15 protein-coding genes are annotated in these 15,636 nt (G+C 70.4%); 8 read left to right on the top strand and 7 right to left on the bottom strand.

Annotated elements, in window-relative coordinates:
• Positions 1-54: 54 nt before the first annotated feature.
• Entirely contained in the window at positions 55-657 is a 603-nt protein-coding gene (locus ACTOWL_RS09735) for a TetR family transcriptional regulator (RefSeq protein ID WP_441321021.1), read from the bottom strand.
• 116 nt (positions 658-773) lie between these two features.
• Here ACTOWL_RS09735 and ACTOWL_RS09730 point away from each other — a divergent pair, with 116 nt between their 5' ends.
• Positions 774-1,439 (top strand): O-methyltransferase, encoded by a 666-nt coding sequence (locus ACTOWL_RS09730; RefSeq protein WP_441321020.1) that lies wholly within the window; start codon positions 774-776, stop codon positions 1,437-1,439.
• A gap of 34 nt (positions 1,440-1,473) precedes the next feature.
• On the opposite strand, the gene ACTOWL_RS09725 is transcribed toward ACTOWL_RS09730, so the two are convergent.
• Positions 1,474-2,529 (bottom strand): Ldh family oxidoreductase, encoded by a 1,056-nt coding sequence (locus ACTOWL_RS09725; RefSeq protein ID WP_441321019.1) that lies wholly within the window; start codon positions 2,527-2,529, stop codon positions 1,474-1,476.
• A 324-nt stretch (positions 2,530-2,853) separates the two neighbouring features.
• Between ACTOWL_RS09725 and phnC the strand changes: the two genes are divergently transcribed.
• The 4 genes from phnC to phnE (ACTOWL_RS09705) are packed head-to-tail and all read left to right on the top strand — an operon-like array spanning position 2,854 to position 6,402.
• Positions 2,854-3,702 (top strand): phosphonate ABC transporter ATP-binding protein, encoded by an 849-nt coding sequence (phnC, locus tag ACTOWL_RS09720; protein ID WP_441321018.1) that lies wholly within the window; start codon positions 2,854-2,856, stop codon positions 3,700-3,702.
• A 22-nt stretch (positions 3,703-3,724) separates the two neighbouring features.
• Positions 3,725-4,654, top strand: a complete 930-nt coding sequence (gene phnD / locus ACTOWL_RS09715) for a phosphonate ABC transporter substrate-binding protein (protein ID WP_441321017.1) — start codon at positions 3,725-3,727, stop codon at positions 4,652-4,654.
• Positions 4,655-4,664: 10 nt separating this feature from the next.
• Positions 4,665-5,540, top strand: a complete 876-nt coding sequence (gene phnE / locus ACTOWL_RS09710) for a phosphonate ABC transporter, permease protein PhnE (RefSeq protein ID WP_441321016.1) — start codon at positions 4,665-4,667, stop codon at positions 5,538-5,540.
• A 1-nt stretch (position 5,541) separates the two neighbouring features.
• Complete coding sequence (gene phnE / locus ACTOWL_RS09705) at positions 5,542-6,402, top strand: phosphonate ABC transporter, permease protein PhnE (RefSeq protein WP_441321015.1); 861 nt, start codon at positions 5,542-5,544, stop codon at positions 6,400-6,402.
• Positions 6,403-6,440: 38 nt separating this feature from the next.
• Here phnE (ACTOWL_RS09705) and ACTOWL_RS09700 read toward each other — a convergent pair whose 3' ends face one another.
• Positions 6,441-7,049 carry a helix-turn-helix domain-containing protein gene (locus ACTOWL_RS09700; RefSeq protein ID WP_441321014.1) on the bottom strand — a complete coding sequence of 203 codons (609 nt, stop codon included), beginning with the start codon at positions 7,047-7,049 and terminating at the stop codon, positions 6,441-6,443.
• A 140-nt stretch (positions 7,050-7,189) separates the two neighbouring features.
• Between ACTOWL_RS09700 and ACTOWL_RS09695 the strand changes: the two genes are divergently transcribed.
• Genes ACTOWL_RS09695 through ACTOWL_RS09685 form a run of 3 tightly spaced genes read left to right on the top strand, consistent with a single transcriptional unit; the run spans position 7,190 to position 11,446 of the window.
• Entirely contained in the window at positions 7,190-8,344 is a 1,155-nt protein-coding gene (locus ACTOWL_RS09695; RefSeq protein WP_441321013.1) for an NAD(P)/FAD-dependent oxidoreductase, read from the top strand.
• Positions 8,341-9,804 carry a M81 family metallopeptidase gene (locus ACTOWL_RS09690; protein ID WP_441321012.1) on the top strand — a complete coding sequence of 488 codons (1,464 nt, stop codon included), beginning with the start codon at positions 8,341-8,343 and terminating at the stop codon, positions 9,802-9,804. Before ACTOWL_RS09695 ends, ACTOWL_RS09690 begins: the two co-directional genes overlap by 4 nt.
• Positions 9,805-9,826: 22 nt before the next feature.
• Positions 9,827-11,446: a serine hydrolase domain-containing protein gene (locus ACTOWL_RS09685; protein WP_441321011.1), complete on the top strand. Its 1,620-nt coding sequence runs from the start codon at positions 9,827-9,829 to the stop codon at positions 11,444-11,446.
• A gap of 26 nt (positions 11,447-11,472) precedes the next feature.
• On the opposite strand, the gene ACTOWL_RS09680 is transcribed toward ACTOWL_RS09685, so the two are convergent.
• From ACTOWL_RS09680 to ACTOWL_RS09665, 4 genes are read right to left on the bottom strand one after another with little or no spacing between them, the layout of a single operon-like run.
• Positions 11,473-12,384 carry an SMP-30/gluconolactonase/LRE family protein gene (locus ACTOWL_RS09680; RefSeq protein WP_441321010.1) on the bottom strand — a complete coding sequence of 304 codons (912 nt, stop codon included), beginning with the start codon at positions 12,382-12,384 and terminating at the stop codon, positions 11,473-11,475.
• Complete coding sequence (locus ACTOWL_RS09675; RefSeq protein WP_441321009.1) at positions 12,378-13,529, bottom strand: mandelate racemase/muconate lactonizing enzyme family protein; 1,152 nt, start codon at positions 13,527-13,529, stop codon at positions 12,378-12,380. The genes ACTOWL_RS09680 and ACTOWL_RS09675 overlap by 7 nt, the downstream gene beginning before the upstream one ends.
• 5 nt (positions 13,530-13,534) lie before the next feature.
• Positions 13,535-14,746: a D-mannonate dehydratase ManD gene (gene manD / locus ACTOWL_RS09670; RefSeq protein WP_441321008.1), complete on the bottom strand. Its 1,212-nt coding sequence runs from the start codon at positions 14,744-14,746 to the stop codon at positions 13,535-13,537.
• Between the two features lie 9 nt (positions 14,747-14,755).
• Entirely contained in the window at positions 14,756-15,622 is an 867-nt protein-coding gene (locus ACTOWL_RS09665) for an NAD-dependent epimerase/dehydratase family protein (protein ID WP_441321007.1), read from the bottom strand.
• Positions 15,623-15,636: the final 14 nt, after the last annotated feature.

Genomic DNA, 15,636 nt, shown 5'->3' with positions numbered 1-15,636 from the left:
GACCGCGGCAGCGGCCGATGCATCGCCTCTGAGCAGGGCGGCGCATCGGCCGCCTCAGCCAGTCCCGAGGCCTTTGAGATAGGCGCAGACCATGTCGGCCATGGCGTCGGCATAGGCTTCGATCTCCGCCGGGGTCCGGGGTGTTTCCGAGAACTGCTTCCCCACCGCGCCGAGCGTCGCCGTGATCAGGTTGCCGGCCAGGGCGCGCGTCGCGTCCGAGGCCTCGGGCAGCGCCTCCCGCATGAAGATCTCGACGGTGCGGTGCCCCGACTGCTTCACCTCCCGCACCTCGGGCGCATCGCGGTAGAGCGGAGCCGCGTCGGCGAGCGCCATGCGCATCGCGGCCTCCTCGCATTCCGAGCGGAGGAAGACGTGGACCAGGGTGCGCAGCCGCTCCGGCGGCGGTGACCGGCGGTCCTCGAGGATGGCGCGCAGCAGATCGCTGGTCTGCCGCCACTCGTCGCTCTGCAGCCGGAACAGGATCGCCGCCTTGTTCGGGAAGTACTGATAGATCGACCCGACGCTGACTCCCGCCTTCTCGGCCACCCGCGCCGTGGTGAAGCGCTGGGCGCCCTCCTTCGCCAAAACCTGAACAGCGGCCTCCAGGATCGCGGCGACGAGATCGGCCGAACGAGCCTGCTGGGGCTGCTTTCGCAAGGAAATCCGGGCGTTTCGGCGATCGGTCATGGCGGGCCGGGGCAACGCGAATAGGGAACCTGACGAATTAGTCGTATTTCTGGTCCGGCACAAGCAATCCCCGACCGGAGACCGGCATGACCACCCTGACAACCACCCCGCTCGCCCCCCTGCTGGAGCGCCTGTTCGACGAGGCCGAGGCGGCATCGCCGGCGGCGAGCCCCGCCGTGGCCGATCTCTCCGCCGAGGAGCGAGCGCGCCTGATGCGGAGCAAGACCGAGTATCTCGAGCTCTACGGGCGCCTGAAGGACTTCCCCCTCCCGGTCTCGCGGGAGACCGGCGCGCTGCTGTACATGCTGGCGCGCGGCTGCGGCGCGCGGACGATCGTCGAGTTCGGAACCTCCTTCGGCATCTCGACCCTGCACCTCGCCGCGGCCCTGCGCGACAATGGCGGCGGCCGCCTGATCACCAGCGAGTTCGAGCCGTCCAAGGTGGCGCGGGCTCAGGCGAACCTGACGGCCGGTGGTCTCGCCGACCTGGTGGAGATCCGGGTGGGCGACGCCCTGCAGACGCTGCGCACCGACCTCCCCGACACCATCGACCTGCTGCTGCTCGACGGCGCCAAGGCGCTCTATCCCGAGATCCTGGGCCTGGTGGAGAGCCGGCTGAGACCGGGCGCCTGCATCGTCGCCGACAACGCCGATGACAGCCCCGACTACCTGGCGCTGGTGCGCTCGCCCGCCAGCGGCTACCTGTCGACGCCGTTCGGCGAGGATGTCGAGCTGTCGATGCGGATCGGCTGAGGCCGATCCTATCGGCCCGGCGGCGCCGCCGGGCCTAAGCCGGCACCATCGCCTCGATCTCGGATTCCGGGAGGCCGACGGATGCCGCGGCGGCGCGGATGTCGCCCCAGGTCGCATCGTCGACCGGGATGCCTTCGGCGGCCCGGCGCCGGCGGGTCGCGGCCTCGACCTCGCCCGGCAGCAGCACCGGCGCCGCCGGATCGGCCGGCGGCGACCCCTTCACCCAATCGCAGAACCGCAGGATCTCTGTAGTGTAGGCGGCGTGGTCCGGCAGCCGGTTCACGTCGATGGCGATGCTGGTCATGGTGTTCTCCAGCACCGTGACGCCGGGGGCGGTGCAGCCGCCGCCCGACAGCGCGCCGGACAGGATGTCGGTCAGGATGTTCAGGCCGGCGCCGCGGTGCCCGCCGAAGGGCAGGATCGCGCCGCCGGCGTAGAAATCGGCCGGATCGGTGGTCGGCTGCCCGGCCTTGTCGACGATGATGCCCGGCCCGACCGGCTCGCCCTTGTTCTTCGCCACCAGCAGCTTGCCCTCGGCGGTCATGGCGGTGGTGATGTCGAGCAGGATCGGGTCGCGGCCCTCGACCGGCACGCAGACCGCCATCGGACTCGGCGACAGGCGCCGGTCGCTGCCGCCGAACGGCGTCACCATCAGCCCGAGGCCGGTGGTGTTCAGGAAGTGCAGCGAGACCAGGCCGTGCCCGGCCAGCCGCTCGGCCCAGTCGCCCAGGCGGCCGAGATGGCCGGACCGGCGGATGGTGACCAGCGCGATGCCATGCGCCTTGGCGCGTTCGGCCAGCAGGTCGGTCGCCTGCTCGCCGATGGTCTGGCCGAAGCCGAACTGCCCGTCGACGACCAGCAGGCTACCGCCGTCGAAGACCAGATCGGCGCTGCGGCCGGGGAAGACCGTGCCGGCGCGGAGGAAGTCGATGTAGCGCCTGGTGCGCACCACGCCGTGCGAGTCATGGCCGCAGAGGTTGCTGTCGACGAGATGGCGGGCGATGCGCCCCGCCTCCTCCGCCCCGCAGCCGCCGGCGGCGAAGATCCGCTCCACGACCTGGGTCAGAGGCCCGGCCCCGATCAGCCGCATGATGTCCTCCCCGTGCTGTTGCTTTTGCCGGGCATTATAGCGGCCGGCCGGGACGTGGCGACCAGCGACCTTCGCCCCTGCGCCAGCAGAAAGACCCTCCTCATCGCTCTGGTGCGAGAGGCATGGCTGAAGAGCTTCACACCCAGAACCGCGGCCAAGCTGAATCGATCGAGTGAGGCATTTTCAGATATCCGAAATACCAATGTCATGAATATCGCGTAGATACTGCTGAAGACGCCGGACGATCTCCCGAAGACGGGATGATTTCTTCGAATCTCGGCGCGACAACTGACGAATTCATATAGACCTTTGGGATCAAGGTCTATGGATCAGGAAGGTCGGCAGATGCTGCAGCTCGGCGGGGTGACGAAGCGCTATGGATCCGTGGCCGCGGTCGACGCGGTCACCCTGGACGTCCCCCGCGGGCAGATGGTCGGCGTGATCGGCAGCTCCGGCGCCGGCAAGTCGACGCTGCTGCGCCTGGTCAACCGGCTGGTCGAGCCCAGCGGCGGCCGCCTCCTGTTCGAAGGCACCGACATCGGCGCCCTGCGCGGCGCGGCGCTGCGGGCCTGGCGCGCCCGATGCGCCATGATCTTCCAGCAGTTCAACCTGGTGAACCGGCTCGACGTCCTGACCAACGTCCTGATCGGCCGGGTCAGCGCCAGCGGCACGCTGCCGGTGATGTTCAAGCATTTCTCGCAGGCCGAGCGCGGCATGGCGGCCCGGGCGCTGGACCGGCTGGACCTGCTGCCGCAGGCGCTGCAGCGCGCCGACACCCTGTCCGGCGGCCAGCAGCAGCGCGTGGCGATCGCCCGGGCGCTGGTGCAGTCGCCCGAGATCATCCTGGCCGACGAGCCGATCGCCTCGCTGGACCCGCGCAACGCCCGGATGGTGATGGACGCGCTGCGCCGGATCAACCGCGAGGACGGCATCACCGTGCTGTGCAACCTGCACACGCTGGAGACGGCGCGGCGCTATTGCGACCGCATCGTCGGCATGGCGGCCGGGCGGGTGGTGTTCGACGGCGCCCCGGCCGAGCTGACCGCCGCCCGGGTCCAGGCGATCTACGGCCGCGGCAATGACGAGGCGGTCGACGAGAGCCTGACCGACACCATCCCCGCGGCGGCCCCCCGGCCGGCCGCGACCCGGCCGCAACCGGCCTTCGCCCATTGACGACCCTGTCCGGAGAGACCCCATGCCGATCGCTTCCCTGCGGCGCCGCCTGGCCCTGGCCGCCGCCCTCGCCCTCGCCGCTTTGGCCACCCTGCCGGCCAAGGCCGACGACTGGCGCCAGCAGTATCCGGAGCTGCGCTTCGGCATCGCCAGCGGCGAGAACGAGAAGGACTCGGTCGCCCGCTACGAGCCCTTCGCCGCCTATCTCAGCCGCAAGCTGGGCGTGCCGGTGACGATCACCCGCGGCACCGACTATGCCGCCGTGGTCGAGGCGCTGCGCGCGAACCAGGCCGAATTCGCCACCATCGGCCCGGCCAACTACGCCCTGGCCCGCAAGGTCATGGGCGACCGGATCAGGCCGGTCGCGGTGACGCAGGAGCTGGACGGCGCCACCGGCTATCATTCGGTGATCGCGGTCCGCGCCGACAGCCCGTATCAGAGCCTGCAGGACCTGAAGGGCAAGTCGCTGGCCTATGCCGACCCGAACTCGACCTCGGGCTATGCCGTGCCGCTCTATTTCATGAAGAAGAACGGCATCGACCCGGACACCTTCTTCAGCACCACCGCCTTCTCCGGCAGCCACGAGCTCGGCATCATCGCCCTCTTGAACGGCACCTTCGAGGCCGCGGCCACCCACTGGACCAATGCCGAGCGCGGCAACATCCAGCGCATGGAGGAGAAGGGGATGATCCCCAAGGGCTCCACGCGCATCATCTGGACCTCGGACCTGATCCCGAACTCGCCCTGGGTGGTCCGCACCGACCTGCCGCAGGAGCTGCAGGACGCCTTCACCGAGGCGCTGTTCGCCTTCCCGAAGGAGGATCCGGAGGCGCAGAAGCAGCTCAGCGACGGCAAGTGGTCGGCCTTCGTCCCGGCGAAGCACGAGGACTATCTCGACGTCATCGCCATCACCGAGATGAACGCGGCCGAGCGCCGCCGCCGCGGCTCCTGAGCGGCGCGCGATGACCGACCGCCCCGGGACGATCGACGGCTTCGAACGCGGCTATCGCCGGCAGCAGGCGGAGAAGCGGCTGCGCACGCTGGGCTTCGGCCTGGTGCTGGCCGCGGCGCTGGTCGCCTCCGCCATCGTCGGCCAGGTCGACCTGGGGCGCTTGGCGACCGGCCTGCCGCAGGCCTGGGCCTATATCTGGGGCACAGTGCCGACGCTGCGTGTCGAAACCCTCGGGGCCGATCTGGGCGAATGGTACTGGGGGCTCGGCTCCTGGCTGCGCCTGTTGGCCGAGACCGTGCTGATGGGCTTCACCGGCACGGTGCTGGGCGGTGTGGCCGGGCTGCTGCTGTGCTTCCCGGCCTCGCGCAACCTGGTGCAGGGCCGCGTGCTGCACTTCGCCAGCCGGCGGCTGCTGGAGGTGGCGCGGACGGTGCCGGAGCTGGTCTACGCCCTGATCTTCGTCTACGCCTTCGGCCTCGGCCCCTTCGCCGGCGTGCTGGCGATCGCGGTCCACACCGCCGGATCGCTGGGCAAGCTGTTCGCCGAGGTGAACGAGAATGTCGACCCCGGGCCGATCGAGGGCGTCCGCGCCGCGGGCGGCACCTGGGCGATGATCATGCGGCTGGCGGTGCTGCCGCAGGTGCTGCCGAACTTCGCCAGCTACGCGCTGCTGCGGCTCGAGATCAATGTCCGCTCCGCCTCGGCGATCGGCATCGTCGGCGCCGGCGGCATCGGCGAGGAGCTGTACCTGTCGGTGCGCCAGTTCGAATACCCCGACATCAGCGCGATCCTGCTGCTGATCATCGCCATGGTGTCGATCATCGATCTCGGCTGCGAGGCGGTGCGCCACCGCCTGATCGGCCACGACGCGCTCAGGGTGGTGTGACATGGCCCAGCAGGCGATCCTGACCGAGGCGGAGCTGGCGGCGCTGCAGGCCGCCCATCCGCGGCTGTTCCGGCGCTCCACCGCCGAACGGGCGCGGAGCTGGGGCGCCTGGCTCGGCGTCTTCGCTTTGTTCGGCCTCGGCCTGTGGTGGATCGACGCCTCGCCGGCGCGGATCTGGGGCGGGCTGTCGAAGCTGGGCTTCCTGGTCCGCCTGATGCTGCCGCCGTCGGATGGCGGCGCCGCCTGGGACTTCTCCTATGCGCTGCTGGAGACGCTGGCGATGGCCTTCCTCGGCACCCTGCTGGCGGTGGTCGCCGCGGTGCCGCTGGGCTTCCTCGGCGCCCGCAACATCGTGCCGAACTGGGTGTTCCATTTCAGCCTGCGCCGGCTGTTCGACGGCTTCCGCGGCATCGACACGCTGGTCTGGGCGCTGATCTTCGTCAGCGCCGTCGGCATGGGGCCTTTCGCCGGCATCCTGGCGATCGCCTTCAGCGACGTCGCGGTGCTGGCGAAGCTGTATGCCGAGGCGATCGAGGGCGCCGACCGCCGGCCGGTCGAGGGCGTGCGGGCGGCCGGGGCCAACGGGCTGCAGTCGCTGCGGCTGGCGGTGCTGCCGCAGGTGCTGCCGCTGATGCTGAGCCACGCGCTCTACTTCTTCGAATCCAACACCCGCTCGGCCGCCATCCTCGGCATCGTCGGCGCCGGCGGCATCGGCCTGCAGCTGTCCGAGCGCATCCGCATCAACAACTGGGACGAGGTGCTGTTCATCATCCTGATGATCCTGGCGACGGTGGCGGTGATCGACGCCGCGTCGCGCCGGATCCGGATGGCGATCATCCGCCCCCCGGCCCGGCGCGGCTGACCGCCGGCTAGGACCGTCCGTCCGCCTGCCGTGCCCGGTCAGGTCGCGAACAGCGAGCGCAGCGTCCCTTCCAGGTCGGGTTCGGGGCTGGAGCAGACGCCGATGATGGTCGCGTCGCCTTCGCCCACCGAGATGTACGCATGGCCCATGGTGCTGTCGATGTAGATGCTGCCGCCCTTCTCCAGCCGCACCGGGGCGTAGTGGTCGGTGTGCACCACGATCGCGCCCTCGAGGACGTAGATGAACTCCTCCCCCGAATGGCGCACCAGCGGGCCGAACTCGGCGATGTCGCGAACCTTGACCCTGGCGACCACCGGCACCATCCGCTTCCGCTGCAGCTCGGTGCAGAGATACAGGTAGTCGTAGTTCGGCGTGACCTGCAGCAGCCCCTCCCCCGGCCGGCTGATCGACCGCCGGGCCAGCGCCGTCTCGGATCCCGTCGGCGGCGCCAGCAGCTCGGCCAGGTTGATGCCCAGCCCCTCGCTGATCTGCAGCAGCTTGTCATAGGTCAGCGACATCTGGTCGTTCTCGACCTTCGACAGGGTCGAGACCGCGACCCCGGTCCGCTGGTTGACGTCCTGCAGCGTCCAGCCGTGCCGACGCCGCAGCGCCCTCAGGCATTCCCCGAGCTTGGGCTGGTTGGACATGCGCGGACCCGGACAATGGTTGGTCGATCACCCTATGTCGAGGGATGGTCTTATCGCAAGAACCACGAATTTTCCGATGCGGCAAACTATTTGACACAACCACTATCGCTCCGCAGTCTTCGGCCAAAGGAGGCTGCCGGATGGATGTCGTCGACATCGCCGTGATCGGGGGAGGCATCGCCGGCGCGTCGCTGGCCCGGGCCGCCGCAGATGGCCGCCGGGTGCTGCTGCTGGAGCGCGAGAGCCAGCCCGGCACCCACTCCAGCGGCCGGTCCGCCGCCCTGTTCTCCGAGACCTACGGCAATGCCGTGGTGCGTGCCCTGTCGATCGGCAGCCGCGACTTCCTGCTGGCCCCGCCGGAGGATTTCGCCGGCTTCGTCCTGACCCGCCCGCGCGGCGCCATGCATGTCGGCCGGCCCGGCCAGGAGACGGCGATCCGCAGCCGGGCGGAAGCGCTGGCGGCCCTGGTCCCGAGCGTGCGCGAGATCGGCCCCGCCGACGCCGCCGCCTGGGTGCCGGTGCTGCAGCCGCACAGCGTCGCCGGCGCGGTGTTCGAGCCGGAGGCGCTGGACCTCGACACCAACGGCCTGCTGCAGGGGTCGCTGCGCGGCCTGCGCCGGCGCGGCGGCGAAGTGCGCACCGAGGCCGAGGTCATGGCGCTGGCGCCGCTGCCGGGGGGCGGCTGGCGGATCGAGACCACGACCGGCGCGGTCGAGGCCGGCATCGTGGTCAATGCCGCAGGGGCGTGGGCTGACGTGATCGCCACCCTGGCCGGGGTCGCGCCGGTCGGGCTGGTGCCGAAGCGGCGCACCGCCTTCCTGTTCGACGCGCCCGGCCATGCCGCCGACGGCTGGCCGCTGGTGGTCGACCTGGACGAGACCTTCTACATCAAGCCTGACGCCGGCAAGCTGCTGGGCTCCCCCGCCGACGAGACGCCGAGCCCGCCCTGCGACGCGCAGCCGGAGGAGATCGACGTCGCCGTCGCGGTCGACCGGATCGAGCGCGCCACCACGCTGCAGATCCGGCGCCTGACCCATCGCTGGGCCGGGCTGCGCAGCTTCGTCGCCGACAAGACGCCGGTGCTGGGCTTCGACCCGCAGGCGCCGGGCTTCTTCTGGTGCGCCGGCCAGGGCGGCTACGGTTTCCAGACCGCGCCGGCCATGGCCCGGCTGGGGGCGGCGCTGCTGCGCGGCGACCCGGTCCCCGAGGACCTCGCCCGGCTGGGCGTCACCGCCGCCGCCCTTGCCCCCGGCCGGTTCCGCACCGGTCCCCAACCGATGGAGCCGCATCCGTGAAGATCTTCATCGCCGCCCTGGTCACCGAGACCAACACCTTCTCGCCGCTGCCGACCGGCGCCGCCAGCTTCTATGCGCCCGAAACCTACCGGCGGCGCGACGCCAGCCTGGACGACACCGCGGCCGAGACGATCTGCCAGAAGACCTGGCGCCGGCTGGCCGGGCGCGACGGGCATGAGGTGGTCGAGAGCGTCACCGCCATCGCCCAGCCGGCCGGCACCACCATCCGGTCGCTCTACGAGAGCCTGCGCGACGACATCCTCGAGGATCTGCGGCGGGCCGGGCCGGTGGACGTCGTGCTGCTGCTGATGCACGGCGCGATGGTGGCGGACGGCTATGACGACTGCGAGGGCGACACGGCCGAGCGGGTGCGGGCGATCGTCGGCCCGGATGTGCCGGTCGGGATGGAGCTGGACCTGCACTGCCACCTGACCGAGCGGATGGTCGAGGCCTGCACCGCGATCATCGGCTTCAAGGAATACCCGCACACCGACATGGAGCCGCGGGCGGTCGAGCTGTACCAGCTGTGCCTGCGCGCCCGCTGCGGCGAGATCCGGCCGGTGATGGCGCTGCACGACTGCCGCATGATCGGCATGTGGCGCACCCCGGTCGAGCCGATGCGCGGCTTCGTCGACCGCATGCAGGCGCTGGAGGGCCGCGACGGCATCCTGTCGGTCACCTTCGGCCACGGCTTCCCCTGGGGCGATGTCGAGGATGTCGGCGCGCGGATGCTTGTGGTCGCCGACGGAGACCGGGACCGGGCCCGCCGGGTGGCCGAGGATCTGGGGCGGGAGATCTGGGACCTGCGCCACGCCACGGCGACGCCGCACGACACGGTGGACGAGGCGCTGAACCACGCCCTGGCGGCACCGCGCGGCCCGGTGGTGCTGGCCGATGTCGCCGACAATGCCGGCGGCGGCGCGCCCGGCGACAGCACCTTCATCCTGCGCCGGATCATCGACCGCGGCATCGGCAACGTGGTCAGCGGCTGCTACTGGGACCCGCAGGCGGTGGCGCTGTGCGAGGAGGCCGGCGCGGGTGCTGTCTTCGACCTGCGCATCGGCGGCAAATGCGGCCCGGCCTCCGGCGACCCGGTCGACTTGCGGATCACGGTCAAGCGGGTGCTGCCGGCCCTGGTGCAGACCGGGCTGAGCGAGGACTGGTCGCCGCTGGGCCGCGGCGTCTGGGTGCAGGCGGCCAACGAGGTCGACCTGGTGCTGGTGACCCTGCGCAGCCAGGTCTTCGCGCCCGACGCCTACACCGCCTTCGGCATCGACCCGGCCCGCAAGGCGATCGTGGTGGTCAAGTCGACCCAGCATTTCCATGCCGGCTTCGCCCCGATCGCGGCCGAGATCCGCTACGTCACCACGCCGGGGGCGATCCCGCCCAGCTTCGGCGACATCCCCTATACCAAGCGCCGCCTGCCGTTCTGGCCGCGCGTCGAGAACCCCTTCGCCTGACACCATCTCCCGGGAGGACGCCATGAGCCAAGACAGCCCCCTGCCCCCGGATCTGGGCGCCCGGATCGACGCGCTGTTCGCGCGCTGGGCCCGACCGGATTCGCCCGGCGCCGCGGTCCGAGTCACCCGGCACGGGCGCGAGATCCACCGCGGCTGCTACGGCATGGCCGACCTGGCCCATGCCGTGCCGATCGACGAGCGCACGGTGATCCGCATCGGGTCGCAGACCAAGCAGTTCACCGTGCTGCTGGCGCTGATGCTGGAGGCCGAGGGCAGGCTGTCGATGGAGGACGACGTCCGCCGCCACCTGCCCTGGCTGCCGGAGTATCCGGAGACGGTGACGCTGCGCCACCTGGCCGCCAATGTCGGCGGCCTGCGCGATTTTCTGGAGATCATGATCCTGGGCGGGCTGGACATCGGCGCACCGTCCACCCGGGCCGGGGCACGCCGGATCATTGCCGGGCACAAGGCCGTGAACTTCCGGCCCGGCACCGACCTGATCTACTGCAACACCGGCTTCTTCCTGCTGTCGGAGATCGTCGAGCAGGTCTCGGGCCAGAGCTTCAACCAGCTGCTGGAGGAGCGCATCACCAGGCCGCTGGGCATGCGCGACACCCGGCTGATGCGCTGGGATTCGGAGATCCTGCCGCGGCTGGCGGACCATCACACCCACGGGCCCGACGGCGGCTGGCACAAGGCGCAATGGGGCGCGGTGCTGGGCGGCGAAGGCGGCATGGTCTCGACGCTCGAGGACATGAGGCTCTGGCTGGCCAATCTCGATGCGCCGAAGGTCGGCACGCCGGAGATGATCGCCCGGATGTCGGCGCCGGGCGCCGTGATCGACGGCATCCCGTCGCCTTACGGCCTCGGCCTCGTCACCTGCCGCTACCGCGGCCTGGCCAGCATCGGCCATGGCGGCGGCGTCGCCGGCGGCCGCTCGGAATCGGTGCGCTTCCCCGAGGCCGGGATCGGCGTCGTCATCCTCGGCAACACCGACGACATGGGCCCGTTCTCCCTGGCCCGCCGGATCCTCGACCTGGTGCTGGGCGAGGAGGTCGGACCGCTGCGGACGCACGCGGCCACCGAGCGGCTGAAGCGGGCTGTCGGCCTGTACCGGGCCGAGGGCGGCGACGATGTGTTCGGCGTGGCCGTCAAGGACGGGCAGCCCGTCTTCGTCAGCAACGGGAACGGCGGCATGCCGATCGAGCAGGTCGGCGACGGCGCCTTCATGCCGGAGCGGGGCATCGTGCCGCTGGAGTTCACGCCGCGCGACGACGGCGACATGGATACACGCTGGTTCGGCCGCCCGCAGCGCTTCCGCCGCCTGTCCGACACCGCCCTGCCGGCAGCCGCCGGCCCGGGCGGCCGCTACGCCGACGCCGCCACCGGCTTCGAGGCCGAGATCGGCGAGGAGGAGGGCGAGACCGTGCTGCGCCTGCGCACGCCCTACGGCGTGTGGGAGACGGCGCTGGAGGCCCGCGCCCCGGACCTGCATCTGGCGCTGCCGCGGCGGGGCCTCGCCGACACCCCGCCCCCGGCGATCGAGGCGGGCGGCTGGGAGTTCACGGTCCGCCTCGTGGCCGACGGCATCGTGCTGAACAACGACCGCACCAAGCATCTGCTGCTGGCCCGCGCGCCCTGAGAGCAGGCTCTGAGGCCTCGTACGGCTCAGGGCACGGCGCCGACGGCGTTCACCGGGCAGAGATAGACCGAGCTGGTTGCCGTGATCATCAGGATGTTCCGGGCGGCGCTGCCGAAGGTCAGGTTGGCGGCGCGCTCCGGCAGGTTCACCCGCCCGATCAGCGTGCCGTCGGGGAGATAGCAGCGGACGCCTTCATCCGCCGCCATCCACAGCCGGCCCTCGGTGTCGACGCGCAGGCCGTCGAAATGGCCGTGGGCCTCGGCCAGCACCTCGCCGCCCGAGAGCATCCCGCCGGGCCCGACCCGGAAGCGGCGCACATGGTTGGGGCCGTCCGGCCGCTCCGTGCTGCCGGTGTCGACGATGTAGAGCAGGCTTTCGTCCGGCGAGAAGGCGAGGCCGTTCGGCATCACGAAATCGGTCGTCATCTGCCGGACCGCGCCGGTCGCGGGATCGAACCGGTAGACATGACAGCCTTCGACATCCGGCCCTTCGCCGCGGTCCTTCGCCCTTCCGTAGCTGGGGTCGGTGAACCAGATCGCGCCGTCCGACGCCACCACGACATCGTTCGGGGAGTTGAAGCGGCGGCCGTCGATCCGGTCGACCAGCGGCGTGACCGTGCCGTCCCGCTCCATGCGCGCGATCCGGTGCGGGGTCTGCTCGCAGGTGACCAGCCGGCCCTGGCGGTCGACCGTGTTGCCGTTCGGGCTGTTCGCCGGCTGGCGGAAGGTCGACACTCGCCCCGTCGCCTGCTCCCAGGCCAGCGTCCGGTCGCCCGGGATGTCCGACCAGACCAGCAGGCCACGCGCGGCGAGCCAGGCGGGCCCTTCGGTCCAGCGGCTGCCGGTCCAGATCCGCTCGACCCGGGCGCCCGGCGCGGTGCAGGCGGCGAAGCGCGGATCGACGATGTCGAAGGCGGGTCCGTCGAGCGGGTCTACCAATTCGTCACCGATCCGTCGTGGCGCTTCAGATGCGGCGCCTCCCAGAACTTGAAGCTCTGCTGCTTGACCAGCTCCTCGTTGACCTCGACGCCGAGGCCGGGCGCGTCCGTCACCGGATAATGGGCGTTCTCGATCCGCGGCTGGACCGGGAACAGCTCGGCATTGTCGAAGCCGAGCTGCTCGGCCGCCGAGGTCCGGGTCTCGAGCCAGGAGAAGTTCGGGACCGCCGCGGCGAAATGCACCGTCGCCGCGGTGCAGATCGGGCCGAGCGGGTTGTGCGGCATCATGTCGACGTAATGCGCCTCACTCCAGCCGGCGACCTTCATCGCCTCGGTCAGCCCGCCGACATTGCAGACATCGACCCGGTTGAACTGGTGGATGTTGCGCTCGATGTAGGGCAGGAACTGCCATTTGGAGGCGAATTCCTCGCCGATCGCAAAGGGCACATCGACCATCCGCCGCAGCGCCTCATAGGCTTCCGGCGTCTCGTCGCGGATCGGCTCCTCGAGGAAATCGAGCGTGCCGGAGGGCATCTTCTGGCAGAAGCTCGCCGCCTCCGCCACCGACAGGCGGTGATGCAGGTCGATGCCGAGCACGACGTCGTCGCCGAGCACCTCGCGCGCCCTGACGCACCATTTCGCCGTCGTGGCGATGTGCTCGCGCGGCTCGTAGATCTCGCCGCCGCGGTGACCGGAGGGCGACAGGCGCATCGCCGTCCAGCCGGCCGCGATCAGCGCCTTCGCCTGCTCGATCATCTCCTCGCCCGGCGGGGCCGAGGTGGTGGCGAAGGTCGGGATCCGGTCGCGCTGCTTGCCGCCCAGCAGCTGGTAGACCGGCACGCCGAGCGCCTTGCCGAGGATGTCGTAGAGGGCGATGTCGATCGCCGAGATCGCCGCCTGCAGCACGCGGCCGCCCTCGAAATACTGGCTGCGATACATCTCCTGCCACAGCGCGCCGATCCGGAACGGATCGCGGCCGACCAGGAATTCGCGGTAGTGCTCGATCGCGCCGACCACTGCCTTCTCGCGGCCGGAGAGGCCGCTTTCGCCCCATCCGGACAGGCCTTCGTCGGTCTCGACCTTGACGATGAGCTGGTTGCGCGTGCCGACCCAGACCGGATAGGGGCGGATGGCTGAGATCTTCATGCCGGTCACCAATGCCACAGCGTGCCGTCCTCCAGCCGGTTCACCGGCAGGTAGGCGCGCTGATAGGGGTGTTTCGCCGCCAGCGCTTCGTCGATGTCGACGCCATGGCCCGGCGCCTCGCCGGGGTGGAGGTAGCCGCCCTCCTGCTTCCAGGAATGCGGGAAGACCTCGTGCATCAGCGGCGTGTAGCCGGAGAACTCCTGGATGCCGAAATTCGGCACCCAGAGGTCGATATGCGCATTGGCGCCCATCGCCACCGGCGAGACGTCCATCGGCCCGTGGCAGGCGGTGCGGATGTGATAGACCGAGGCGAAATCGAAGATGCGCCGCAGCCCGGTGACGCCACCGGCATGGACCGAGGTGACGCGGATGTAGTCGATCAGCTGCTCCTCCATCAGCAGCCGCGCATCCCAGATCGTGTTGAAGATCTCGCCCAGCGCGATCGGCGTCGTGGTGTGCTGGCGGATCAGGCGATAGCCCTCCTGCAGCTCGGCCGGGACCGGGTCCTCCAGCCAGAACAGCCGGAACGGCTCCAGATCCTTGCCCAGCCGGGCCGCCTCGATCGGCGTCAGGCGGTGATGCGTGTCGTGCAGCAGGTGCAGGTCGTCGCCATAGACGTCTCGCAGCCGCGCGAACAGCTTCGGGATATGGCCCATGTATTTCGCGGTCGACCACACCTCCTCATGCGGCAGGGCCTCGACCATGCCGCCCCGGTCCTGCTTCGCCCCCTTGCCGGTGCCGTAGACCGCGGGCAGGCCGGGGATGCCGACCTGGCAGCGGATCGCGACATGGCCCTCGTCGCGCTTCCTGCCGACGGCGTCGACCGCCTCCTCGATACTCATGCCCTGGGCATGCGAATAGATCATCACCTTCTGTCGCGAGGCGCCGCCGAGCAGCTGGTAGAGCGGCATGTTGGCCGCCTTGGCCTTGATGTCCCACAGCGCCATGTCGACGGCCGAGATCGCCGCCATGGTGATCGGCCCGCGCCGCCAGTAGGCGCCGCGGTAGAGGTACTGCCAGATGTCCTCGATCTGCGCCGGGTCGCGCCCGATCAGCAGCGGCGCGACATGGTCCTGGAGGTAGCTGACGACCGCGAGTTCACGCCCGTTCACCGTGCCGTCGCCGATGCCGTACAGGCCTTCGTCGGTGACGATCTTGACGGTGACGAAGTTCCGCCCGGGCGAGCAGACGATAACTTTGACGTCCTTGATCTTCATGGAAGTACCTCAGTCGGGATCGTGGCGCCAGCCGAGCATCCGTTCGGCCTTGGCGGATGAGAAGAAGCTGCGGTTGCCGCCGAGGTCGCCGCGGACCGGCACGTCCGGGAAGAAGCGGGCGACGAGATCCAGGCTCGGCACGTCCATCACCGTGTCCGGCGCGGTGATGTAGAACACCTCGTGGCCCTTGAACGGCGCGTCGAGCGCCAGCAGGCAGGCCCGCGACGCCGAATCGTAGAGCGTGTAGGCCCACAGGTGCTTGGACGCTTCCTTGGTGACGAAGCCGTAGACGGCGCCGGCCTGGGCGCGCTCGTCCACCACCAGGTGGAAGCGCATGCTGGCGATCCGCAGGCGGCCGTAGCGGCGGGCGAAGGTGTCGGCCTGCTGCTCGCAGATCCATTTCGACAGCCCGTACGGCTCCTCGGTGTAGTTCGGATGCGCCTCGTCGAGCGGGAGGTAGTCGAAATGCGCCTCTCGGCTGAAGGACAGGCCGATCGCATTGACGCTCGACGCCTGCACGATCCGGGTGATGCCGACCTCGACCGCGGCGCGCAGCGCGTTGTAGCTGCCGGTGACGTTGTTGTTGTGGACGATGTGGTCGGGGTGGTGGCCCGGCGAGGGAATGGCCGCCATGTGGATCAGCGCGTCGCAGCCGCGGAAGGCGTCGACCAGCGCGTCGTAGTCGCCGATATCGGCCTGGACGAAGCGGATATTCTCCTGCGCCTCCGCCGGCGCGGCGCGGTCGATGCTGACGATGCGGTGGCCGCGGCGCAGCGCCGCCGCCGCGACGGCCCGCCCGATCCGGCCGCTGCCGCCGGTCAGCGCGATCGTCTTCGTCCGCGTCCGGGCGGGCTTGCTGGTCGCTATACTGTCCATCGTCCTCTCCCCGC

Origin of the sequence: Inquilinus sp. CA228 (genome assembly GCF_052078665.1) — a bacterium.
Classification (GTDB): Bacteria; Pseudomonadota; Alphaproteobacteria; order DSM-16000; family Inquilinaceae; genus Inquilinus.
The sequence above is the reverse complement of the archived record's forward strand: the minus strand, read 5'-3'. Positions and strand labels throughout refer to the sequence as shown.